This is a genomic window from Burkholderia pyrrocinia (assembly GCF_001028665.1).
Classification (GTDB): domain Bacteria; phylum Pseudomonadota; class Gammaproteobacteria; order Burkholderiales; family Burkholderiaceae; genus Burkholderia; species Burkholderia pyrrocinia.
Window position 1 is genome coordinate 2,198,009 of sequence record NZ_CP011503.1, and the last position, 20,914, is coordinate 2,218,922.

Annotated in this window: 20 protein-coding genes; 5 read left to right on the top strand and 15 right to left on the bottom strand. The window is 68.4% G+C overall.

Going from position 1 to position 20,914, the window contains the following annotated elements; all coding sequences use genetic code 11:
• The first annotated feature begins 5 nt into the window (after positions 1-5).
• On the top strand, positions 6-1,889 hold the full coding sequence (locus ABD05_RS10050; protein WP_047899987.1) for a polysaccharide biosynthesis protein: 1,884 nt from the start codon (positions 6-8) through the stop codon (positions 1,887-1,889).
• Positions 1,890-1,982: 93 nt separating this feature from the next.
• On the opposite strand, the gene ABD05_RS10055 is transcribed toward ABD05_RS10050, so the two are convergent.
• From ABD05_RS10055 to ABD05_RS10075, 5 genes are read right to left on the bottom strand one after another with little or no spacing between them, the layout of a single operon-like run.
• The gene (locus ABD05_RS10055) at positions 1,983-3,089 is read right to left on the bottom strand and encodes an MraY family glycosyltransferase (protein ID WP_047899988.1); all 1,107 of its coding nucleotides are present in this window, start codon (positions 3,087-3,089) and stop codon (positions 1,983-1,985) included.
• A gap of 27 nt (positions 3,090-3,116) precedes the next feature.
• Positions 3,117-4,139, bottom strand: coding sequence for a UDP-glucose 4-epimerase GalE (gene galE, locus ABD05_RS10060; protein WP_047899989.1), 1,023 nt, complete (start codon positions 4,137-4,139; stop codon positions 3,117-3,119).
• 14 nt (positions 4,140-4,153) lie between these two features.
• Positions 4,154-5,290 (bottom strand): glycosyltransferase family 4 protein, encoded by a 1,137-nt coding sequence (locus ABD05_RS10065; protein ID WP_047899990.1) that lies wholly within the window; start codon positions 5,288-5,290, stop codon positions 4,154-4,156.
• A gap of 52 nt (positions 5,291-5,342) precedes the next feature.
• Positions 5,343-6,167, bottom strand: a complete 825-nt coding sequence (locus ABD05_RS10070; protein WP_047899991.1) for a glycosyltransferase — start codon at positions 6,165-6,167, stop codon at positions 5,343-5,345.
• Positions 6,164-7,420 carry an oligosaccharide flippase family protein gene (locus ABD05_RS10075; protein WP_047899992.1) on the bottom strand — a complete coding sequence of 419 codons (1,257 nt, stop codon included), beginning with the start codon at positions 7,418-7,420 and terminating at the stop codon, positions 6,164-6,166. The genes ABD05_RS10070 and ABD05_RS10075 overlap by 4 nt, the downstream gene beginning before the upstream one ends.
• A gap of 245 nt (positions 7,421-7,665) precedes the next feature.
• On the opposite strand from ABD05_RS10075, the gene ABD05_RS10080 reads away from it, so the two are divergent.
• From ABD05_RS10080 to waaA, 4 genes are all read left to right on the top strand, one after another.
• Positions 7,666-9,060, top strand: coding sequence for a phosphomannomutase/phosphoglucomutase (locus tag ABD05_RS10080; RefSeq protein WP_047899993.1), 1,395 nt, complete (start codon positions 7,666-7,668; stop codon positions 9,058-9,060).
• A 175-nt stretch (positions 9,061-9,235) separates the two neighbouring features.
• Positions 9,236-10,231, top strand: a complete 996-nt coding sequence (waaC, locus tag ABD05_RS10085) for a lipopolysaccharide heptosyltransferase I (RefSeq protein ID WP_047899994.1) — start codon at positions 9,236-9,238, stop codon at positions 10,229-10,231.
• Positions 10,232-10,255: 24 nt separating this feature from the next.
• Positions 10,256-11,140 (top strand): Kdo hydroxylase KdoO, encoded by an 885-nt coding sequence (locus ABD05_RS10090; RefSeq protein ID WP_047899995.1) that lies wholly within the window; start codon positions 10,256-10,258, stop codon positions 11,138-11,140.
• Positions 11,141-11,177: 37 nt separating this feature from the next.
• The gene (gene waaA / locus ABD05_RS10095; RefSeq protein ID WP_047899996.1) at positions 11,178-12,533 is read left to right on the top strand and encodes a lipid IV(A) 3-deoxy-D-manno-octulosonic acid transferase; all 1,356 of its coding nucleotides are present in this window, start codon (positions 11,178-11,180) and stop codon (positions 12,531-12,533) included.
• Positions 12,534-12,595: 62 nt separating this feature from the next.
• Here waaA and ureG read toward each other — a convergent pair whose 3' ends face one another.
• From ureG to urtC, 10 genes are all read right to left on the bottom strand, one after another.
• On the bottom strand, positions 12,596-13,243 hold the full coding sequence (gene ureG, locus ABD05_RS10100) for an urease accessory protein UreG (protein WP_047899997.1): 648 nt from the start codon (positions 13,241-13,243) through the stop codon (positions 12,596-12,598).
• Between the two features lie 17 nt (positions 13,244-13,260).
• Entirely contained in the window at positions 13,261-13,941 is a 681-nt protein-coding gene (locus ABD05_RS10105; RefSeq protein WP_047899998.1) for an urease accessory protein UreF, read from the bottom strand.
• A complete protein-coding gene (gene ureE / locus ABD05_RS10110) occupies positions 13,928-14,539 on the bottom strand; it encodes an urease accessory protein UreE (protein WP_047899999.1) in 612 nt (203 codons plus the stop codon). Before ureE ends, ABD05_RS10105 begins: the two co-directional genes overlap by 14 nt.
• Before the next feature lie 17 nt (positions 14,540-14,556).
• Positions 14,557-16,263, bottom strand: a complete 1,707-nt coding sequence (gene ureC, locus ABD05_RS10115; RefSeq protein WP_047900000.1) for an urease subunit alpha — start codon at positions 16,261-16,263, stop codon at positions 14,557-14,559.
• Between the two features lie 40 nt (positions 16,264-16,303).
• Positions 16,304-16,609, bottom strand: a complete 306-nt coding sequence (locus ABD05_RS10120; protein ID WP_034182910.1) for an urease subunit beta — start codon at positions 16,607-16,609, stop codon at positions 16,304-16,306.
• An 8-nt stretch (positions 16,610-16,617) separates the two neighbouring features.
• Positions 16,618-16,920 (bottom strand): urease subunit gamma, encoded by a 303-nt coding sequence (gene ureA, locus ABD05_RS10125; protein ID WP_006406310.1) that lies wholly within the window; start codon positions 16,918-16,920, stop codon positions 16,618-16,620.
• 236 nt (positions 16,921-17,156) lie between these two features.
• The gene (locus ABD05_RS10130; protein ID WP_047900001.1) at positions 17,157-18,032 is read right to left on the bottom strand and encodes an urease accessory protein UreD; all 876 of its coding nucleotides are present in this window, start codon (positions 18,030-18,032) and stop codon (positions 17,157-17,159) included.
• Between the two features lie 142 nt (positions 18,033-18,174).
• On the bottom strand, positions 18,175-18,867 hold the full coding sequence (urtE, locus tag ABD05_RS10135) for an urea ABC transporter ATP-binding subunit UrtE (RefSeq protein ID WP_047900002.1): 693 nt from the start codon (positions 18,865-18,867) through the stop codon (positions 18,175-18,177).
• A gap of 4 nt (positions 18,868-18,871) precedes the next feature.
• Entirely contained in the window at positions 18,872-19,729 is an 858-nt protein-coding gene (urtD, locus tag ABD05_RS10140; protein ID WP_047900003.1) for an urea ABC transporter ATP-binding protein UrtD, read from the bottom strand.
• Positions 19,726-20,913: an urea ABC transporter permease subunit UrtC gene (gene urtC / locus ABD05_RS10145; RefSeq protein WP_047900004.1), complete on the bottom strand. Its 1,188-nt coding sequence runs from the start codon at positions 20,911-20,913 to the stop codon at positions 19,726-19,728. The genes urtD and urtC overlap by 4 nt, the downstream gene beginning before the upstream one ends.
• Position 20,914 lies beyond the last annotated feature (1 nt).

Consider the following 20,914-nt stretch of genomic DNA (forward strand, 5'->3'; position numbering starts at 1 on the left):
CGCCGATGTTGCGATCCAAAGCATCGTGGCTGTCACTGAGTGCTTTCCTGTTCGACCTGACGGCGGTTGTCGCCGCATGGTTGTTCGCTTATCTCGTTCGTTTCAATGGCAGCGTTCCGCATGATTTCCTGAGCGGCGCGCTGATGGCGCTGACGTGGGTACTGCCCGTCTACGCGCTGATGTTCCACGGGTTCGGCCTATATCGCGGGCTGTGGGTGTTCGCGAGCCTGCCCGACCTGATGCGCATCTCGAAGGCGGTGGCCGGCGGCGGCGTGATCGTGATGATCGGCGCCGTGATGTTCCAGCCGGCGCCGATCATTCCGCGTTCGGTGCTGCTCGTGTCGCCGCTGATGCTGTTCCTGGTGATGGGCGGCGCGCGCGCGCTGTATCGCGCGACGAAGGAGTACTACCTGTACGGCGGGCTCGTCGGGAAGGGCAAGCCGGTGCTGGTGCTCGGCGCCGGCACGGCCGGTGCGAGTCTCGCGCGCGAACTGTCGCGCTCCGGCGAATGGCGCCTCGTCGGCCTGCTCGACGACGACGTCACCAAGCAGGGCCGCGAGATCTACGGCTACAAGGTGCTGGGCTCGTTCAACGATCTGAAGCACTGGACCGACGCGATGAAGGTCGAGTACGCGATCATCGCAATTCCGTCGGCGTCCGTCGAGATGCAGCGTCGCGTCGCGACGCTGTGCGTGCGGGCCGGCGTGAAGGCGATGGTGCTGCCGTCGCTTACCGCGCTGATGCCGGGGCAGGGCTTCCTGTCGCAGGTGCGGAACATCGATCTCGAGGATCTGCTCGGCCGCGATGCCGTGACGATCGACACGCCGCACGTCGAGGCGCTGCTGCGCGGTCGCGTCGTGATGGTGACGGGCGCGGGCGGCTCGATCGGCTCCGAGCTGTGCCGGCAGATCCTGCGTTTCGCGCCGGCGCAGCTTGTCGCGTTCGACCTGTCCGAGTACGCGATGTATCGGCTCACCGAGGAACTGCGCGAGCGCTTCCCCGACCTGCCGGTCCTGCCGATCATCGGCGATGCGAAGGATTCGCTGCTGCTCGACCAGGTGATGTCGCGCCACGCGCCGCACATCGTGTTCCATGCGGCCGCCTACAAGCACGTGCCGCTGATGGAGGAGCACAACGCCTGGCAGGCGCTGCGCAACAACGTGCTCGGCACGTATCGCGTGGCCCGCGCGGCGATCCGCCACGACGTGCGTCACTTCGTGCTGATCTCGACCGACAAGGCCGTCAATCCGACCAACGTGATGGGCGCGAGCAAGCGCCTCGCCGAAATGGCCTGCCAGGCGCTGCAGCAGACGAGCGGGCGCACGCAGTTCGAGACCGTGCGTTTCGGCAACGTGCTCGGCAGCGCGGGCAGCGTGATCCCGAAGTTTCAGCAGCAGATCGCGAAGGGCGGCCCGGTGACGGTCACGCACCCGGAGATCACGCGTTTCTTCATGACGATCCCGGAAGCGTCACAGCTCGTGCTGCAGGCGTCGAGCATGGGGCATGGCGGCGAGATCTTCATTCTCGACATGGGCGAGCCGGTGAAGATCGTCGATCTCGCGTGCGACCTGATCCGCCTGTACGGTTTCTCGGAAGAACAGATCCGGATCGAGTTCACGGGGCTGCGGCCCGGCGAGAAGCTCTACGAGGAACTGCTCGCGGACGACGAGGCGACGACGCGCACGCCTCACCCGAAACTGCGGATCGCGCGCGCACGGGAAGTGCCGGACAATCTTCTCGACGAACTGCTGCCGTGGCTGATGCAGCATCGCGTGCTGAGCGACGACGAGGTGCGGCGCGACCTGCGACGCTGGGTGCCGGAATACCAGACGTCCGTTGCGCCGACGTTGCAGAGCGTACCGTCGGTGCGTGCCGTATCGAACGAGTGACGCGGCGGGGTCGTGCGCCCTACGGCACGGCAACGACGAAAAGAAAAGCGCCCTGCGGGGCGCTTTTTTTCTGTCCGGACGCCGGAGCGCCGCTCAGTGGCTGCGCCGGTGCTTGCGCACCACCATCCACCTCGGCGCCCTGAACCGCACGATGCTGATGTACAGCCACACGTAGGTCAGCGCGAACAGCACGACGAACACGAACAGGTGCACCGTGTGCCGCCAGAACAGCGTCGCGGGAATCACCGCGACGAGGCACAGCAGCCACAGGTACGGCGACGTCAGCGAATTGCGGCGCGTCAGGTCGTGCGCGTGCTTCGTGCCGACCGCCCAGCGCATCAGCCGCTTGTACACGAGCATGTGCAGGTGCACGCCGTCCGGAATGCCGGGCGACATCCCGCGGATGAACTTCTTCCGGTAGATCGAGAAGCACGTCTCGAAGATCGGGTACATGAACAGCAGCACCGGGTACCACGCGGATACCTCGCGGTTGCGCATCACGAGCAGGATCGCGAGCTCCGCGAGCATGAAGCCGATGAAATACGCGCCGCCGTCGCCGAGGAAGATCAGCCCGGCCGGGAAATTCCACAGGAAAAAGCCGAGCACGGCGCCCATCATGATGATCGACGCGGACATCACGACCGGGTCGCCGACCTGGAACGCCACGTACGCGAGCGACGCGAACATCATGAAGCTGACCATCGACGCAAGCCCGTTGAAGCCGTCGATGATGTTGATCGCATTCGCGAGCGCCGCAACCGCGAGCACCGTGACGAACGCCGAAATGGCGACGTAGCCGAGCAGGAAATCGAGCGGCGGCACGCTGATGCGCTTGACCGCGATGCCCATCACTCCGAACGCGAGCGCGGCCGCGCCCATCGTGCAGAGCAGCCGCGCGCGCGGCGACACGCGCTTGGTCAGGTCCTCGACGAGGCCGGACAGGAATGCCGGCAGCCCGCAGGCGGCGATGCCCAGAATGCTGCCGGCGATCGTCGGATAACGCCCGAGCAGGATCAGTGCCGATGCGACGACGCCCGCGAGGATCCCGATGCCCCCGACCCGCGGCACGGGCCGCACGTGGAATTTCTGCACGCCGGCCAGGTCGCTGTCGATCGAGAATTTCTCGTGAAGGTGCGCATAGCGCACGATGAACAGCGTGACGAGCAGGGAGACGATAAAGCCGGACGCGAAGCTGAGCATGGGATCGCTCGAAAAATGGACAGCGGATTATACAAAACCGCGGGGGTTCCCTTCCTGCCATCGCCAGTGGTCGGCACACATTTCCTCGATGCCGAGCGTCGCGCGCCAGCCGATGATGTCGGCCGCGGCCTGCGGGTTCGCGTAGCACTCGGCGATGTCGCCCGGGCGGCGCGCGACGAGCTCGTACGGCACCGGGCGGCCCGACGCCTTCTCGAACGCGCGCACGACTTCCAGCACGCTGTAGCCCTGGCCCGTGCCGAGGTTCACGACGAAGCTCGCGTCGCGCTTCGCCAGCGCGTCGAGCGCGGCGATGTGCCCCTTCGCGAGATCGACGACGTGAATGTAGTCGCGCACGCCCGTGCCGTCCGGCGTCGGGTAGTCGGAGCCGAATACGCGCAGCCTTTCCAGCTTGCCGACCGCGACCTGCGCGACATACGGCATCAGGTTGTTCGGGATGCCGGCCGGATCCTCGCCGATCAGCCCGCTCGCATGCGCGCCGACCGGATTGAAGTAGCGCAGCGTCGCGATGCGCCACGCCGGGTCCGACACCTCGAGATCGCGCAGGATCTGCTCGGCGATCAGCTTCGACTGGCCGTACGGGTTCGTCGCGGACAGCGGGAACGATTCGTCGATCGGCGAGCGCTCGGGCACGCCGTACACGGTCGCGGACGAGCTGAACACGAACTGCCTGACGTTGCGCTCGCGCATGACCTTGAGCACGGCGAGCAGGCCGCCGATGTTGTTCTGGTAGTACTCGAGCGGTTTCGCGACCGATTCGCCAACGGCCTTGAGCGCCGCGAAATGGATCGTGCCGGTGATCGGGTGCGCGTCGAACACCTTCGCGAGCGCGGCTTCGTCGCACACGTCGACCTGGTGGAACGCGGGCGTTTTGCCCGTGATCCGCTCGATGCGCCGCACGGATTCGGCCTTGCTGTTGACGAGGTTGTCGACGATCACGACATCGTAGCCGTTGTCGAGCAGCTCGACGGCCGTGTGCGAGCCGATGTAGCCCGCACCGCCGGTAACGAGGATGGTGCCTTTAGCGGTCATGCTGATGCGCTCCTTCAGAGGGTGATGCCTGTCAACGAATGAATGGTCTGCCGGTAACGTTCGACGACCTGCTGCTCGTCGAATTCCGCCGTGACCTTCTGCCGGCCGCGCACGCCCATCGCGTCGCGTCCGGCCGTTCCGAGTTCGATCATGCGGAGCAGTTGCTCCGCGAGGCTCGCGCTGTCGCGCACGCGGCACAGGAAGCCCGTTTCGCCGTCGGCGACGACGTCGCGGCAGCCCGGCACGTCGGTCGCGACGATCGGGCGGCCCATCGCCGAGGCTTCCATCAGCGTGCGCGGCACGCCTTCGCGGTACGACGGCAGCACGACGCAATCGGCGGCCGCGATGTGCGGGCGCACGTCGTGCGCTTCGCCAAGATACTCGACGATGCCTTCGCCGACCCACGCGTCGACATCCGCGCGGCCGATCGCGCTCGGATTGTCGACGCCGAGCGGCCCGAGCAACTGGAAGCGCGCGTTCGGGAAGCGGGCCCGCACGATGCGCGCGGCCTCCACGTATTCGCGCACGCCCTTGTCCCACAGCAGCCGGCCGATCAGGATGAAGACGGGCGCGTCGCCGCCGGGCAGCGGCGCGGGCGCGAACTGTTCGAGATCGACGCCTTCGCCGTGCAGCAGCCGTGCGCGTTCGGGATGCGCGAGCAACTGCTCGTCGGTGAAGGTCGCGAGATCGTCGCGGTTCAGGAACCAGACTTCACGCGGGAAGCGGAACGCGAACCGGTACAGCCGTTTTGCGACGCTCGCCGCGCGGCTTTTCTGGATGAAGACGTAACCGAGCCCCGTCGTGACCGCGATCGACGGCACGCGTGCGAGCCACGCGGCGACCGAGCCGTAGATGTTCGGCTTGATCGTGTAGTGGAACACGAGATCGGGCTGCAGCGCACGGTAGTGACGCACCAGCGCGGCGAGCGTGCCGAGATCCTCGCGCGGGCTCGTGCCTTTCGACGCGACGGCGAGCGCCACGTAGCGGCAGCCCATCTGCTCGAGCAGCGGCACCGTGCGGTCGTGCGGCGCGATCACGATGACCTCGGCGCCGCGCGCGACGAGCGCACGGATCAGCCCGTGGCGGTACGTGTAGATCGCCCAGGCCGTGTTGCAGACGAGCGCGATGCGCAGCGGGGAGGTGGCGGACATGAAAAAAAGGAAAAATAAAGCGTCGAAAATGCCGAAGGGGCCGGATGAGCGCTCAAGCGGATGGTCGCGCGGCGAACAGCGTCTGCTTGATCCGCTGCAGCGTGCGGTACGGGGTCACGAAATGCAGCAGGTTCTTGGCGAGGCCGGCCCAGTCGTACGGGTTCAGCGCGTTGAAATGGCTCAGCAGCAGCGACAGCGTCGATACCAGCTGGCGCCGGCGCTTGGTCGCACTGATCCCGCCCTCGTTGAGTTCGTAATAGAGGCCGAGTTCCGGCAGGTTCGCGCAATCGTAGCGTTGCATTAACCGTAAAAAAAGATCGAGATCCTCGGCCGCGCGGTATTTCGCGCGATAGTTGCCGACTTCCAGCACGGCGTCGACGCGCAGCATCACCGACGGATGCACGAGCGGCGAGCGCAGGAAGCGCGTGCGGCGCAGCGTGCGCGGATCGGCGGGCGGTGTCAGCATGAAGCGCGGCTCGCCGGCGCGCGACACGACCTGCGTCCACATGCCGACGCAGGCCACGCGCGGATTGGCGCCGAGATACGCGCGCTCTTTCGCGAGGCGCTGCGGCGCGGCGAGATCGCCCGCGTCGATGCGCGCGGCATAACGAAAGCCGCGTGCCGCGAGCGCGTCGATGCCGGCCGCGAGCGCGCGCTCGATGCCGCCGTTCTGCGGCATGCGCAGCACCTCGATCGCGAGGCCGGGCAGGTCGGGGGCGACGATCGGCGGCGTGCTGCCGTCGTCGACGATCAGCACGTGCACGGGCGCGTCCTCGCGAAACGAGGCCAGGGTCCGGACGACGTCGTCGTGCCCGTTGTAGGCCGGCATCAGCACGGCCACGTCGTCGAGCGGGGGCGGGCAAGCGGGGGGCGTCATGGTTGCAGCTTGAAACGGATGTAATAAAAATTGACGGCGGCGGCGGCCAGGTAGCCGGCCGCCAGCCCGACGAGCGCGCCGTACAGGCCGAGCCGCGGGATCGCGAACAGGTTGACGAGCGCGGCGATCGCCAGCGCGAGCAGCCATTTCGACAGCAACACGAATTTTGCTTGATATTTGAGAACGATAAGATTGCCTATCGCCTCGATGCCGGCCGGCACGGACAGCCAGACGGCCCAGCGGAAGATGTCGACCGAGGCCTCGTAGCCGCGGCCGAACACCTTGCCGATGATCAGCGGGGCGGCCGCGTCGAGCACGAGCGCGCCGGCCGTCATCAGGCAGGCCGTCATCGCGATCAGCCGGACGATGTTGCGGCGCAGCCGCGCGACGTCCTGCACGCGGTAGACGAATGCGGGCGCGATCGTCTGCGCGAGCATCAGCGCGAGCGTGATCCAGTTCTCGTTGAGCTGCTGCGCGGCCGAGTAGCGGCCGAGATCGGCGAACGACACGTGACGCTCGAGCATCAGGCGGTCGAGCTTCAGGAACAGGTACATGCAGATGAGGCCGAGCCAGAACACGGTGCCGGCCGTCGCAAAGTGCCTGAACAGCGGTTTGTCGAACGTCCAGCCGAGCGCGCCGCCGTTACGATGCCGGTAGTAAAGCAGCAGCGCGAAGCCGATCGCGGCGGCCTCGAGCGCCCACAGCCACCCGAAGCGCGCGGGGCCGGCGGCCGCGCGGACCAGCAGCCAGACGAGCAGCGCCTTCGCCAGCGCGGTGATCATGCTGGCGACGAGCTGCGGCTTGCTGTAGGTCAGGCTTTGCAGCCACGCGTTGATCACGCCGACGAACGGCTCGCGAAAGACCATCGTGACCGCCAGGCCCGCGAGCATCGCGCCGACCAGCGGATCGAAGGCGCCCGCGGCGATCGCGATCCAGGTCGCGACGAGCGCGGCGGCCGATACGGCGATGCGCAGCGCGAACGCGCTGCCGAGCACCGCGCCGAGCTGGGCGGGCGGGCGCTGGACGATGGTCGGAACGAGGATTTCCGCGCCGCACACCCAGGTGAGCGGCGCCAGTACCAGGAGGAGCGTATTCGCATACTGCCATTTGCCGAACACATCCGGCCCGAAATAACGGGCCAGAAGACCGCTGATCGCGATCGCGACGCCGATCTGCGTCAGCCGTTCGAGCCCCAGCCAGACGAGGTTCGCGACGGCCTTCGCGACATCCGGGTTGCCGAAGCGCTTCAGCATGCGCGGCGGCCGCACGCGCGCAGGGCGGCCGGCAGGGCGCCCGGAGGCTGCAGGTTGGCGGCGGCGGGTCGGCTAGGCATTAAAATGGGCGACATGCGCGTCATCAAAACCCGCGATTATAAGTGGGATCGGGGCCGCTCCAGCCGTTCCGTTCCTTGTTTCGCCGGGCCGGCATGTATCATGCGCGGCATCGGCGAGACGCGGCCAGGCAATTTTCCATGCACGCAACTGAGAGAAGAGAATCGATGATCTCCCAATCCATCTTCAAGGCATATGACATTCGTGGCGTGGTCGGCAAGACGCTCGACGTCGACACGGCGCGCGGGATCGGCCGGGCATTCGGCAGCGAAGTGCGCGCCCAGGGCGGCGACGCGGTCGTCGTCGCGCGCGACGGCCGCCTGTCCGGCCCCGAGCTCGTCGGCGCACTCGCCGACGGCCTGCGTGCGGCGGGCGTCGACGTCGTCGACGTCGGCATGGTGCCCACGCCGGTCGGTTATTTCGCGGCGAGCGTGCCGCTTGCGCTGAAGGGCGGCGAGCGCCGCGTCGATTCGTGCATCGTCGTCACGGGCAGCCACAACCCGCCCGACTACAACGGCTTCAAGATGGTGCTGCGCGGCGCCGCGATCTACGGCGAGCAGATCCAGGCGCTGTACCGCCGCATCGTCGACGAGCGCTTCGAAACGGGCAGCGGCACCTATGAGCAGGTCGACGTGGCCGATCAGTACATCGCGCGCATCGTCGGCGACGTGAAGCTCGCGCGGCCGATCAAGCTCGTCGTCGACGCCGGCAACGGCGTCGCCGGCCCGCTCGCGACGCGCCTGTTCAAGGCGCTCGGCTGCGAACTCGTCGAGCGCTTCACCGACATCGACGGCACGTTCCCGAACCACCATCCCGATCCCGCGCACCCGGAAAACCTGCAGGACGTGATCCAGGCGCTGAAGGACACCGATGCCGAACTCGGCTTCGCGTTCGACGGCGACGGCGACCGCCTCGGCGTCGTCACGAAGGACGGCCAGATCATCTATCCGGACCGCCAGTTGATGCTGTTCGCGGAGGAAGTGCTGTCGCGCAACCCGGGCGCGCAGATCATCTACGACGTGAAGTGCACGCGCAACCTCGCGCAGTGGGTGAAGTCGAAGGGCGGCGAGCCGCTGATGTGGAAGACGGGCCACTCGCTCGTGAAGGCGAAGCTGCGCGAGACGGGTGCGCCGCTTGCCGGTGAAATGAGCGGCCACGTGTTCTTCAAGGATCGCTGGTACGGCTTCGACGACGGCCTCTACACGGGCGCGCGCCTGCTCGAGATCCTCACGAAGACGGCCGACCCGAGCGCGCTGCTCAACGGGCTGCCGGACGCGATGAGCACGCCCGAGCTGCAGCTCTGGCTCGACGAGGGCGAGAACTTCCGCCTGATCGACAAGCTGCAGAAAGAGGCGAAGTTCGACGGCGCCGAGGAAGTCGTGACGATCGACGGCCTGCGCGTCGAGTACCCGGACGGCTTCGGTCTCGCGCGTTCGTCGAACACGACGCCGGTCGTCGTGATGCGTTTCGAGTCGGAGACGCAGGAAGGGCTCAAGCGCATCCAGGAAGACTTCCGCCGCGTGCTGACGGCCGCGAAGCCGGACGTCAAGCTGCCGTTCTGAGCGTCGGCGGCCGTCTGGCCGCCGAAGGCGCGACGGCCGGTTCACCGGCTGCGCGATCCCCGAAAAGCGGCGCACGCCAGAGGCGTGCGGCCGCTTTTTGTCTGTCTGGTCCCCCGGGCGCGATAAAATCGCTCCTTTATGTCTGTCGCCGGCTGTCAGCCGGCGTTTTTTCAGCGTGCAAAAGATCCTGATCGTGCGCGTGTCGTCGCTGGGCGACGTCGTGCACAACATGCCGGTGATCGCCGATATCCGGCGCCGCCACCCCGATGCGCAGATCGACTGGCTCGTCGAGGAAAGCTTCGTCGACCTCGTGCGGCTCGTCGACGGCGTGCGCGACGTGCTGCCGTTCTCGCTGCGCCGCTGGCGCAAACAGCCGTTCTCGGGCGCCACGTGGCGCGAGATCCGCGCATTCCGCCAGCGCCTCGCGGCCGAGCAGTACGACCTCGTGATCGACTGCCAGGGGCTCATCAAGACGGCCTGGGTCGCGGGCTGGGCGCACGGCCCGCTCGTCGGGCTCGGCAACCGCACCGACGGCGCCGGCTACGAATGGCCCGTACGCTTTTTCTACCGCAAGCGCGTGCCGATCGCGCCGCGCACGCACGTCGTCGAGCGCTCGCGGCAACTCGTCGCGGCCGCGCTGGGCGACCCGGCGCCGACGCCGGCCGATCCGGTCGAATTCGGCCTCGATACGCGCGCGGCGGCGCTCGCGGTGGCCGCGCTCGGCCTGAACCTGCCGGTGCCGTACGTGGTGTTCGTCCATGCGACGTCGCGTGCCGACAAGCAGTGGCCGGACGCCGCGTGGATCGAGCTCGGCCAGGCGCTCGTGCGGCGCGGCGCGTCGCTCGTGCTGCCGTGGGGCAACGACGCCGAGCGTGCGACGAGCGAGCGGCTCGCGAAGGAGTTCGGCGCGGCGGCGATCGTGCCGCCGAAGCTGTCGCTGCCGGCCGTGGTCGGTCTGATCGACGGCGCGGCCGCGACCGTCGGGGTTGATACAGGTCTGGTTCACATCGCGGCTGCGCTGAAGCGTCCGACGGTCGAACTGTACAATTTCGCGACGGCCTGGCGGACCGGCGGCTACTGGTCGCCGAACGTCGTCAATCTCGGCACGGCGGGGCAACCCCCGTCGATCGCGCAGGTGAAGTCGGCGCTCGCGGGCTTCGGTCTCCTGTAACGCTGTCATACACGCGAACCGATCATGAGCGAATCCCAGATCATCGAAGTCCCGTCCGCCGACTGGAGCGGACACAACCTGTCGGCGCCGCGCGAGCAGTTGCTGGCCGCGGTCGAGGAAGGCAAGGTGCTGTATTTCCCGCACCTGCGCTTCGCGATCGAAGGCGGCGAGGAAGCGCTGCTCGATCCGGCGCTCGCCGATCCGAAACGCAAGAACATCAGTCTCGCGCCGAACGGCGGCGCGCTCGCCGGCGTGCTCGGCGACAGCGTCACGCAGTCGGCCGTGCGCGCGCTCGTCGCGCGCTTCCAGCAGCAGGCCGGTACGCTCGTCGACGGCCTGTTCCCCGAATACCGCGGCAAGCTGCGCGTCGCGCCGACGAGCCTGCGGCTGATGCGGGTCGAGACGCGCCAGACATCCTGGCGCAAGGACGACAGCCGGCTGCACGTCGACGCGTTCCCGTCGCGGCCGAACTACGGCGAGCGCATCCTGCGCGTGTTCACGAACGTGAACCCGGCCGGCGTGCCGCGCGTGTGGCGTGTCGGCGAGCCGTTCGAGGACGTCGCGAAGCGCTTCCTGCCGCACATCAAGCCGCAATTGCCGGGCGCCGCGTGGCTGCTGAACCTGCTGCACGTGACGAAATCGCCGCGCAGCGCGTACGACCACCTGATGCTGAACCTGCACGACAGCATGAAGGCCGATCTCGACTACCAGAAGACGAGCCCGCAGCAGACGATGCCGTTCCCGCCGGGCAGCGTGTGGATATGTTTCTCGGACCAGACTTCGCACGCTGTGATGTCAGGCCAGTTCATGCTCGAGCAGACGTTCTTCCTGCCGGTCGACGCGATGGTCCGCCGCGAATGCGCGCCGTTGGGCATTCTCGAACGCCTGAAGGGCAGGGCGCTGGTTTGAGCGCACACCTGCTTCGACGCAATACGAGGGCCGCCGCATGCTGAGGGCGATCTATCGCGCGCTGTGGTGGCTCGTCGCACCCGCTGCGGTCATCCGGCTCTACGTGCGCTCGCGCAAGGAGCGCGGCTATCGCGAGCACATCGGCGAACGCTTCGGCCACGTGGCGGGCCGCTCTCGCGACGATCGTGCGCCGCTGATCTGGGTGCATGCGGTATCGGTCGGCGAGACGCGCGCTGCGCAGCCGCTGATCGATGCGCTGATGCGCGCGCGCCCCGATGCGCGCATCCTGCTCACGCACATGACGCCGAGCGGCCGCGCGACCGGCGAACAGATCTTCGGCGATCGCGTGCTGCGCTGCTTCCTGCCATACGACATGCCGGGCGCGGTGCGGCGCTTCCTGCGCGCATGGCGGCCGACGCTCGGCCTCGTGATGGAAACCGAGGTGTGGCCGACGCTGATCGACGAATGCCGCCGCGCGGACGTGCCGCTCGTGCTGACCAATGCGCGGATGTCCGCGCGTTCGTTCCGGCGCGCGGCGAAGTTCGGCGCGGCGACGCGCGACGTGTTCGGCGGCTTCTCGCGCGTGCTCGCGCAGAGCCCGGCCGATGCGGAGCGGCTGACGTCGCTCGGCGCGCGCAACGTGGCCGTGCTCGGCAACCTGAAGTTCGACATGGCGACGCCGCCGGAACTCGCGGCGCGCGGCCATGCGTGGCGCGACGCGATCGGCGCGCGGCCCGTGTGGGTCGCCGCCAGCACGCGCGAGAACGAGGAGGCGCTGGTGCTGCAGGCGTTCGCGGCGATGCGCACGCCCGGCGCGCTGCTGGTGCTCGTGCCGCGCCATCCGCAGCGTTTCGCCGAGGTCGAGGCGCTCGTCGAGCGCAGCGGGCTCAAGTGCGTGCGACGCTCGGCGTGGGCCGCCGACACGGCCGCGCTCGCGGCCGGCCACCCGGCTGCCGAACCGCTGCCGGGCGATGTGACGGTGTTGCTCGGCGATTCGATGGGCGAGCTCGGCGCGTATTACGCGGCCGCCGACGTCGCGTTCATCGGCGGCAGCTTGCTGCCGCTCGGCGGGCAGAACCTGATCGAAGCGTGCGCGGTCGGCGTGCCGGTGCTGATCGGCCCGCACGTGTTCAACTTCACGCAGGCGACCGCCGACGCGGTTGCGGCCGGTGCGGCGATGCAGGTCGAGGATCCGCTCGATCTCGCGCACGTGCTCGACGCGCTGTTCGCGGACAAGGCGCGGCGCATCGCGATGGGCGCGGCCGGCGCGGCCTTCGCGGCGCGTCACCGCGGCGCGACCGCGCGCACGGTCGACGTGCTCGCGGCGCTGCTGCCGCCCGCGGAATATGGCGCGCGCGCGCCGCAGGACCCGCAGGACACTTCCGACAAATAGACGAAGGCGGCGCAATGCCGCCCGGGCACGCGTGGCGGCTTCGTGTGCCGCCGCCGCGCGGCTCAGACCGTCAGCAAGCCCTTCTTCTCGATGAACGCGATCACGTCCGCGACGCCTTCGAGCGCCTTCAGGTTCGTCATCACGTAAGGCCGTTCGCCGCGCATCTTCTTCGTGTCGGACGCCATCACGTCGAGGTTCGCGCCGACCAGCGGCGCGAGATCGGTCTTGTTGATCACGAGCAGGTCGGACTTCGTGATGCCCGGGCCGCCCTTGCGCGGAATCTTCTCGCCGCCCGCGACGTCGATCACGTAGATCGTCAGGTCCGACAGTTCGGGGCTGAACGTCGCCGCGAGATTGTCGCCGCCCGATTCGATGAACACGATGTCGGCGTCGGGAAAGCGCGACAGCATCCGGTCGACGGCCTCGAGGTTGATCGACGCATCCTCGCGGATCGCCGTATGCGGGCAGCCGCCCGTCTCGACGCCCATGATGCGTTCCTCGGGCAGCGCGCCCGCCACCGTCAGCAGCCGCTGGTCTTCCTTCGTATAGATGTCGTTGGTGATCGCGACGAGGTCGTACTTGTCGCGCATCGCCTTGCACAGCATTTCGAGCAGCGTGGTCTTGCCGGAGCCGACGGGGCCGCCGATGCCGACGCGCAGCGGCGGCAGTTTCTTCGTGCGGCGGGTGGAGGAGGGAGCAGGTGCGTTCATGGCGGGTAGCGTCGTGTTCAGGAGCGGAACAACCGCGAGTACTGGGTTTCGTGCCGCGCGGACAGGATGCCGAGCTGCGGCGCGAACGTGTTGACGGCATCGGGCGGCGTCGCGAGTGCGCGGCGCACGGCCGCGTCGATCGCGCCGCGCAGCGCGACGATGATGCGTTGCCCGGCGAGCTGGCCGAGCGGCACGGCCTTCAGCGCGGCGGACGTCTGGTTCTCGACCCAGCCGAACGCGTACGCGGCGAGCGTCGCGTCGGCGCTGGCGTCGTGCGCGGCGGCCGCGTATGCGAATACGGTCGGCAGCGCGACCGGCGACATCGACGCGAGCGTCGCGCGGCGCGCGGCATCGCCCCATTCGAGCGATGCGCAGAGCTGCGCGAGCGACCAGCCCATCTGTTCGGTCTCGCGACGCAGTTCCGCCGATTCGCGGCTCGCGACGAACCACGCGTTCTCCGTGGCGAGCGCGCGCGCGTCATGCGCATGCCAGCGTGCGAGCTGGTGCGCGAGGAACGGCAGCTCGCCGTGCGCGAGCACGTCGGTCAGGCCGCTCGCGATCCAGTCGCGCGCGGAATCGGCATCGTGGATCAGGTTCGCGTCGAGCGCGGCTTCGAGGCCCTGCGAATAGCTGTACGCGCCGATCGGAAGCGCCGGCGACGCGAGGTGCAGCAGCGCGACGAGTTCAGTGGTGATCATGGCCGTGGCCGTGCGTGCATCCGGGACCATGCTGATGATCGTGATCGTGATCGTGATCGTGATCGTGCGAATGCGAATGCCCGTGGTGTTCGCCGAACACCTGCTGCGCGAGCGCGTAGTCCTCGGCGAACGTTGCGTCGTGCCCGTGCTTGTGGCCGCCGCCGTACGCGCCGGCTTCCGGCTGGAACGGCGCGCTCGTCTCCTCGACCTGCGTGCCGAGCCGGCGCAGCATGTCCGCGAGCACCGGATCGGCTTCGAGCTTCAGGTAACCGTCGCCGATTTCGACCGGGGTATGACGGTTGCCGAGGTGGTACGCGGCGCGCATCAGCGTGAGCGGATCGGCCGCGCGCACGAGCAGCACGGTCTCGGGTGCCGCGGCGACGCGCACGAGCGCACCGTCGTCGGCGACGAGCACGTCGCCGTCGCGCAGCACGGTGCCGCGCGGCAGCAGGACCGCGACGTCCTCGCCGGTGTCGAGCGTCGCCGCGAGGCGGCTCTTGCAGCGGGCGTCATACGCGAGCGTGAGCGTCGGGGCGCGCGCGACGAGCGACGCGGCGAGCTTCACGTTCGGGGCAATGCGTTTGTCGAGGGTGCGCATAAGACAGGAGCCGAAAATCAGAACAGGAAATAGCGCTGCGCCATCGGCAGCACTGTCGCCGGTTCGCAGGTGAGCAACTGGCCGTCGGCGATCACGTCGTAGGTTTCGGGGTCGACGCTGATCGACGGGCGCCATGCGTTGTGGATCATGTCGGCCTTCGTCACGTTGCGGCAGTTGCGCACGGGCACGATCTGCTTCGCGAGGCCGTAGCGCTCCGCAATGCCCGCATCGGCCGCCATCTGCGACACGAAGGTCAGCGACGTGCGCGCGAGTGCGCCGCCGCGCGTCGCGAACATCTCGCGATAGTGGACGGGCTGCGGCGTCGGGATCGACGCGTTCGGGTCGCCCATCTGCGCGACCGCGATCATCCCGCCCTTCAGGATCATCGACGGCTTGATCCCGAAGAACGCCGGCTCCCACAGCACGAGGTCGGCCCACTTGCCGGGCTCGATCGAACCGACTTCGTGTGCAATGCCGTGCGTGATCGCCGGGTTGATCGTGTATTTCGCGACGTAGCGCTTCGCGCGGAAGTTGTCGTTGCGCGCGCCGTCCCCGGGCAGCGCGCCGCGCTGCACCTTCATCTTGTGCGCGGTCTGCCACGTGCGGATGATCACTTCGCCGACGCGGCCCATCGCCTGCGAATCCGACGACAGCATCGACAGCGCACCGAGATCGTGCAGGATGTCCTCGGCTGCGATCGTCTCGCGGCGGATCCGCGATTCGGCGAACGCGAGATCCTCGGCGATCGACGGATCGAGGTGATGGCACACCATCAGCATGTCGAGATGCTCGTCGAGCGTGTTGATCGTGTACGGGCGCGTCGGGTTGGTCGACGACGGCAGCACGTTCGCCTCGCCGCACACCTTCAGGATGTCGGGCGCATGGCCGCCGCCCGCGCCTTCGGTGTGGTACGTGTGGATCGTGCGGCCCTTGAACGCGGCGACCGTCGATTCGACGAAGCCGGCTTCGTTCAGCGTGTCGGTGTGGATCGCGACCTGCGTGTCGGTGTCGTCGGCGACCGACAGGCAGTTGTCGATCGCGGCGGGGGTCGTGCCCCAGTCCTCGTGCAGCTTCAGCCCGATCGCGCCGGCCGCGATCTGCTCGACGAGCGGCTCGGGCAGGCTCGCGTTGCCCTTGCCGAGGAAGCCGAGGTTGATCGGCCAGCCGTCGGCGGCCTGAAGCATCCGCTCCATGTGCCACGGGCCCGGCGTGCAGGTCGTCGCGTTGGTGCCGGTGGCCGGCCCCGTGCCGCCGCCGAGCATCGTCGTGACGCCCGATGCGAGCGCCTCGTCGATCTGCTGCGGGCTGATGAAGTGGATGTGCGTGTCGATGCCGCCCGCGGTCACGATCAGCCCTTCGCCGGCGATCACTTCGGTCGCGGCGCCGATCGCGATCGTCACGCCCGGCTGGATGTCCGGATTGCCGGCCTTGCCGATCGCGGCGATGCGGCCGTGTTTGATCGCGATGTCGGCCTTCACGATGCCCCAGTGATCGAGGATCACCGCGTTGGTGATGACCGTGTCGGGCACGTCGGCGGCCACGCGCTGCGACTGGCCCATCCCGTCGCGGATCACTTTCCCGCCGCCGAATTTCACTTCCTCGCCGTAGGTCGTGAAGTCGCGTTCGATCTCGATCAGCAGTTCGGTATCGGCGAGCCGGACGCGGTCGCCCGTCGTCGGCCCGAACATTTCCGCGTACGCGCGGCGGCTCAAGCGTAGTGTCATCTCGTGCTGTTCCTGAAGACCTGAAGAATGGGGCGCGCGCTCAAAGCGGCCCCATCACCTTGCCCTGAAAACCGTAGACGGCGCGGTCGCCGGCGAGCGCGACGAGCTCGACGGTGCGCGTCTGGCCCGGCTCGAAGCGCACGGCCGTGCCGGCCGCGATGTTGAGCCGGAAGCCGCGCGCGGCCGCGCGGTCGAACGACAGTGCGTCGTTGACTTCGAAGAAGTGGTAGTGCGAGCCGACCTGCACCGGGCGGTCGCCGGTGTTCGCGACGACGAGCGTCAGCGTTTCGCGGCCCGCGTTCAGTTCGTGCTCGCCGTCGTCGGTGAGGATTTCGCCGGGGATCATGCGTGGCCTCACGGAATCGGGTGATGGACGGTCACGAGCTTCGTGCCGTCGGGGAAGGTCGCCTCGACCTGGATGTCGGGAATCATTTCCGGCACGCCGTCCATCACGTCGTCGCGCGTGAGCAGCGTCGTGCCGTAGTGCATCACCTCGGCAACCGTCTTGCCGTCGCGCGCGGCTTCCATCAGCGCGGCGGTGATGAAGGCGACCGCCTCCGGATAGTTGAGCTTCAGGCCGCGCGCGCGACGGCGTTCGGCCAGCAGCGCCGCCGTGAAGATCAGCAGCTTGTCCTTTTCTCGGGGAGTCAGTTTCATGAAGGCAAACGTTCAGGAAAACGTAATTTTTATCGGTGCGCGCCCAACCGGGCGGACGTGCAGGTCATCGTAGCACCGCGCCGTTTTGCGCGCGCCGTGTATCGGTTATGTAAGCAGCAAGGCGCGTGCCATGTGCATGGAACGCAGCGCGATGCGCGTTCGTGGTGCGCGGTGCATGGGTAACGTGCAGCGCCGGATGCGCCTCTGCGCCGAAACGGTGCGTGGCGCGAGCGCGTTCAGGTTTGCCAGAGGCGCAGCGGCCGTGCGTCGACGCCGTGCACGATCGGCCGCAGCTGCAGCCAGCAATCGGTGAAGTGGCGCTGCAGCGCTTCCATCGACGTCGACAGCGCCCGCACGAGCACGACGCCGGGCGTCACGCAGGTCGCACCCGCGCGCAGCGTGTCGTCGAACGGCATCCGCGCGGCGAGCGATTCGGCGAGCGCGGCGTCGCACGCGGCGCCGGCGGCCCACAGCGTGCCGTATGCGGGAAAGCCTGCGAGGCCCTGCAGCGCGCCGCGCAGCGGATCGTGCGCGTCGAGCAGCGCGCGCTCGGCCCACAGCGGCCGGCCGTCGGCACCGACGAGCGCGGAGGACGACGCGATGCGGCCCGCCGACCAGGTCTCGCCGGCCGCCTGCCGGCCGAGCTGTGTCGCGTCCCAGCCGATCGCGCTCGCGCCTGCGCCGAGCGTCACCGTGAAGTCGAGCGACGCGTGCGCCGCTTCGAAGAACAGGTTGTTCTGCGGCAGCCAGTCGAGCTTCGCGTTCTCGCCGACAGTAATACCGATGCGCTGCGTCGCGTCGAGCCCGTTCGACTTGTACCACTTGGTCGCGCCGGGCGTCGTCAGCACCGCGTGCGTGCCGTCGCCGAGCGCGATGTCGATGTCGAGCCGGTCGCCGCCCGCGACGCCGCCCGGCGGGTGGACGATCACCGCATGGCAGATCGCGTCGCCTTCCGGATACAGCGGCCGCTGCACGCGCAGCGGGCCGTCGTGCAGCCGGTGCGCGAGCGTCGTGCGCGCGCCGTGCCGCTCGAAACCGAGTTCGAGGCGGCCGCGCCACGACTTGGCGACGGCGGGGCGGGACAGCGAGGCGTGGGAATCGGAGGCGGACATCGGCGGCGAGCGGGAAACGACGGAAACGGGCGCGAGGAACGTGGATGCTACCGGAACAATAATGCAGATGCCGCGTTCGTTGAAAGCGCCGCGTGCGGCCGCACCGCGAACCGGCCGCCCGTGCGCGCTGCCGTGCCGCCGCTCACACCGCGATCAGTTCGCGCACGCCGTTCGTTTCCATGTCGCGTGCGTCGCCGCCCGCGACGATCTCGCCGCGGCTCATCACCCAGTAGCGGTCCGCGATCGAGCGCGCGAAATCGTAATACTGCTCGACGAGCAGCACCGTCATGTTCGATTCGTCGACGAGCTGGCGCAGCGTGCGGCCGATGTCCTGGATGATCGACGGCTGGATGCCCTCGGTCGGCTCGTCGAGGATCAGCAGCTGCGGCTCGCTCATCAGCGCGCGGCCGATCGCGAGCTGCTGCTGCTGGCCGCCCGACAGGTCGCCGCCGCGCCGCGCGCGCATGTCCTTCAGCACCGGGAACAGGTCGTAGATGCGGTCCGGCACCTTCGACGGCGCCTTGCGGCTCGCCGCGCCGACGAGCAGGTTCTCCTCGACGGTCAGCCGCGGAAAGATGTCGCGGCCCTGCGGCACGTACGCGAGCCCGGCCGCGACGCGCGCATACGGCGGCAGCGCGCCGAGCGCCGTGCCGCGCCACGACACGGTGCCGCTCTTCGCGGCGACCACACCCATCAGGCAGCGCAGCAACGTGCTCTTGCCGACGCCGTTGCGGCCGAGCAGCACGGTGAGCTTGCCGTCGTCGGCGGCGAGGTTCACGTTGCGCAGGATATGGCTGCCGCCGTAGTACTGGTTCAGTGCTTCGATCTTCAGCATCGTTTCAACGTCCGAGGTAAGACTCGATCACCGCGTCGTCGCGCTTGACCTGGTCGAGCGTGCCTTGCGCGAGCACCGCGCCTTCGGCCATCACCGTCACGCGGCCCGTGTCGCCCGCGAGCGCCGCGACGAATTCCATGTCGTGCTCGACGACCATCATCGAGCAGGTGCCGCGCAGCGTGTTCAGCAGCTCGGCGAGTTCCATCGTCTCGTGGTCGGTCATCCCGGCCGCCGGCTCGTCGAGCAGCAGCAGCGCGGGGCGCTGCATCAGCAGCATGCCGATCTCGAGCCGCTGCTTCTGCCCGTGCGACAGCTCGCCGGCTGCGCGGTACGCATGGCTTTCGAGGCCGATCAGCGCGAGCGTCTCCTCGATCTTCGCCTGCGCCGTGCGGTCGAGCCGCGCGCGCAGCGACGCGAGCCAGCCCTTGTCGGTCTGCATCGCGAGTTCGAGGTTTTCCCATACCGGATGCTGCTCGAACACGGTCGGCTTCTGGAACTTGCGGCCGATGCCCGTGCGCGCGATCTCGGGCTCGCTCATCCGCGCGAGGTCGAGCGTCTGGCCGAGAAACACCTTGCCCGCGTCGGGGCGCGTCTTGCCGGTGATCACGTCCATCATCGTCGTCTTGCCGGCGCCGTTCGGGCCGATCACGCAGCGCAGCTCGCCCGCGTCGATCGCGAGCGACAGTTTCTTCAGCGCGCGGAAGCCGTCGAAACTCACCTCGATATCCTCGAGGTACAGGATCGTGCCGTGCGACGTGTCGATGCCGGGCGGCACGACGCGGCCCATCGATGCGGTGCCGCTGACGGCCAGCAGTTCGTCTTCGGGCGGCGGCGTGAATTGGTAGAGGGCCGTTCCGTTCATGCACGTTTCCCTTTCGCGAGCACGGTTTCGACGAGGCCCATGATCCCGCGCGGCAGCAGCAGCGGCACCAGCACGAAAATCAGGCCGAGGAAGAACAGCCAGTATTCGGCGAAGTACGCGGTAAACAGGCTCTTCGCGCCGTTCACCGCGAACGCGCCGACGATCGGACCGATCAGCGTGCCGCGCCCGCCCACCGCGACCCAGATCGCCATCTCGATCGAGTTGCCGGGCGACATCTCGCCGGGATTGATGATGCCGACCTGCGGCACGTACAACGCGCCGGCGATGCCGCACAGCACGGCCGACACGGTCCACACGAACAGCTTGTACGCGAGCGGGCTGTAGCCGAGGAACATCAGCCGCGTCTCGCCGTCGCGCACCGCGGTGACGACGCGCCCGAGCTTGCTCGTGACGATCGCGCGCGCGGCGATGAACGAGAGCACCAGCGTCGCGAACGTCAGCAGCAACAACACCGTGCGCGTGCCGGGCGACGTGATCGCGAAACCGGCGATGCGCTTGAAGTCGGTGAAGCCGTTGTTGCCGCCGAAGCCGGTCTCGTTGCGAAAGAACAGCAGCATCGCGGCGAACGTCAGCGCCTGCGTGATGATCGACAGGTACACGCCTTTCACGCGCGAGCGGAACGTGAAGAAGCCGAACACCCACGCGAGCACGGCCGGTACGAGCACGACGAGTGCGAGCGCCCACGCGAGATGCTGCGTGCCGCTCCAGTACCACGGCAACTGGTGCCAGTCGAGGAACACCATGAAGTCGGGCAAGTCGCTGCCGTACTTGCCGTCGCGGCCGATCTCGCGCATCAGGTACATGCCGATCGCGTAGCCGCCGAGCGCGAAGAACAGCCCGTGGCCGAGGCTCAGGATCCCGCAGTAGCCCCAGACGAGATCGAGCGCGAGCGCGGCGATCGCGTAGCACATCAGCTTGCCGGCGAGCGTCATCGCGTAGGCGGACAGATGGAATGCGCTCGCTTCGGGCGCGACGAGCGCGGCGAGCGGCACGCCGATGCCGATCGCGAGGCACAGCGCGACGAGCGCGAGCCACGCGCGGCGCGACAGCAGCGCAGGGCGGGGCGGCAGGCCGAGCGCGAAGCCGTCTGCTGCGCGTGCGGCGGCAGCGGGCTTCGGTGCGCCGGCGACCGGGTTCGACAACGAATCGGTAATGAAAGTCACG

Bases quoted from the DNA above. Each gene is read 5' to 3' on its own strand.
- ABD05_RS10050 (WP_047899987.1), top strand. From the start codon at position 6: ATGTTGCGATCCAAAGCATCGTGGCTGTCACTGAGTGCTTTCCTGTTC.
- ABD05_RS10055 (WP_047899988.1), bottom strand. From the start codon at position 3,089: ATGCTCAGCTTCGCGTCCGGCTTTATCGTCTCCCTGCTCGTCACGCTG.
- galE (WP_047899989.1), bottom strand. From the start codon at position 4,139: ATGACCGCTAAAGGCACCATCCTCGTTACCGGCGGTGCGGGCTACATC.
- ABD05_RS10065 (WP_047899990.1), bottom strand. From the start codon at position 5,290: ATGTCCGCCACCTCCCCGCTGCGCATCGCGCTCGTCTGCAACACGGCC.
- ABD05_RS10070 (WP_047899991.1), bottom strand. From the start codon at position 6,167: ATGACGCCCCCCGCTTGCCCGCCCCCGCTCGACGACGTGGCCGTGCTG.
- ABD05_RS10075 (WP_047899992.1), bottom strand. From the start codon at position 7,420: ATGCTGAAGCGCTTCGGCAACCCGGATGTCGCGAAGGCCGTCGCGAAC.
- ABD05_RS10080 (WP_047899993.1), top strand. From the start codon at position 7,666: ATGATCTCCCAATCCATCTTCAAGGCATATGACATTCGTGGCGTGGTC.
- ABD05_RS10090 (WP_047899995.1), top strand. From the start codon at position 10,256: ATGAGCGAATCCCAGATCATCGAAGTCCCGTCCGCCGACTGGAGCGGA.
- waaA (WP_047899996.1), top strand. From the start codon at position 11,178: ATGCTGAGGGCGATCTATCGCGCGCTGTGGTGGCTCGTCGCACCCGCT.
- ureG (WP_047899997.1), bottom strand. From the start codon at position 13,243: ATGAACGCACCTGCTCCCTCCTCCACCCGCCGCACGAAGAAACTGCCG.
- ABD05_RS10105 (WP_047899998.1), bottom strand. From the start codon at position 13,941: ATGATCACCACTGAACTCGTCGCGCTGCTGCACCTCGCGTCGCCGGCG.
- ureE (WP_047899999.1), bottom strand. From the start codon at position 14,539: ATGCGCACCCTCGACAAACGCATTGCCCCGAACGTGAAGCTCGCCGCG.
- ureC (WP_047900000.1), bottom strand. From the start codon at position 16,263: ATGACACTACGCTTGAGCCGCCGCGCGTACGCGGAAATGTTCGGGCCG.
- ABD05_RS10120 (WP_034182910.1), bottom strand. From the start codon at position 16,609: ATGATCCCCGGCGAAATCCTCACCGACGACGGCGAGCACGAACTGAAC.
- ureA (WP_006406310.1), bottom strand. From the start codon at position 16,920: ATGAAACTGACTCCCCGAGAAAAGGACAAGCTGCTGATCTTCACGGCG.
- ABD05_RS10130 (WP_047900001.1), bottom strand. From the start codon at position 18,032: ATGTCCGCCTCCGATTCCCACGCCTCGCTGTCCCGCCCCGCCGTCGCC.
- urtE (WP_047900002.1), bottom strand. From the start codon at position 18,867: ATGCTGAAGATCGAAGCACTGAACCAGTACTACGGCGGCAGCCATATC.
- urtD (WP_047900003.1), bottom strand. From the start codon at position 19,729: ATGAACGGAACGGCCCTCTACCAATTCACGCCGCCGCCCGAAGACGAA.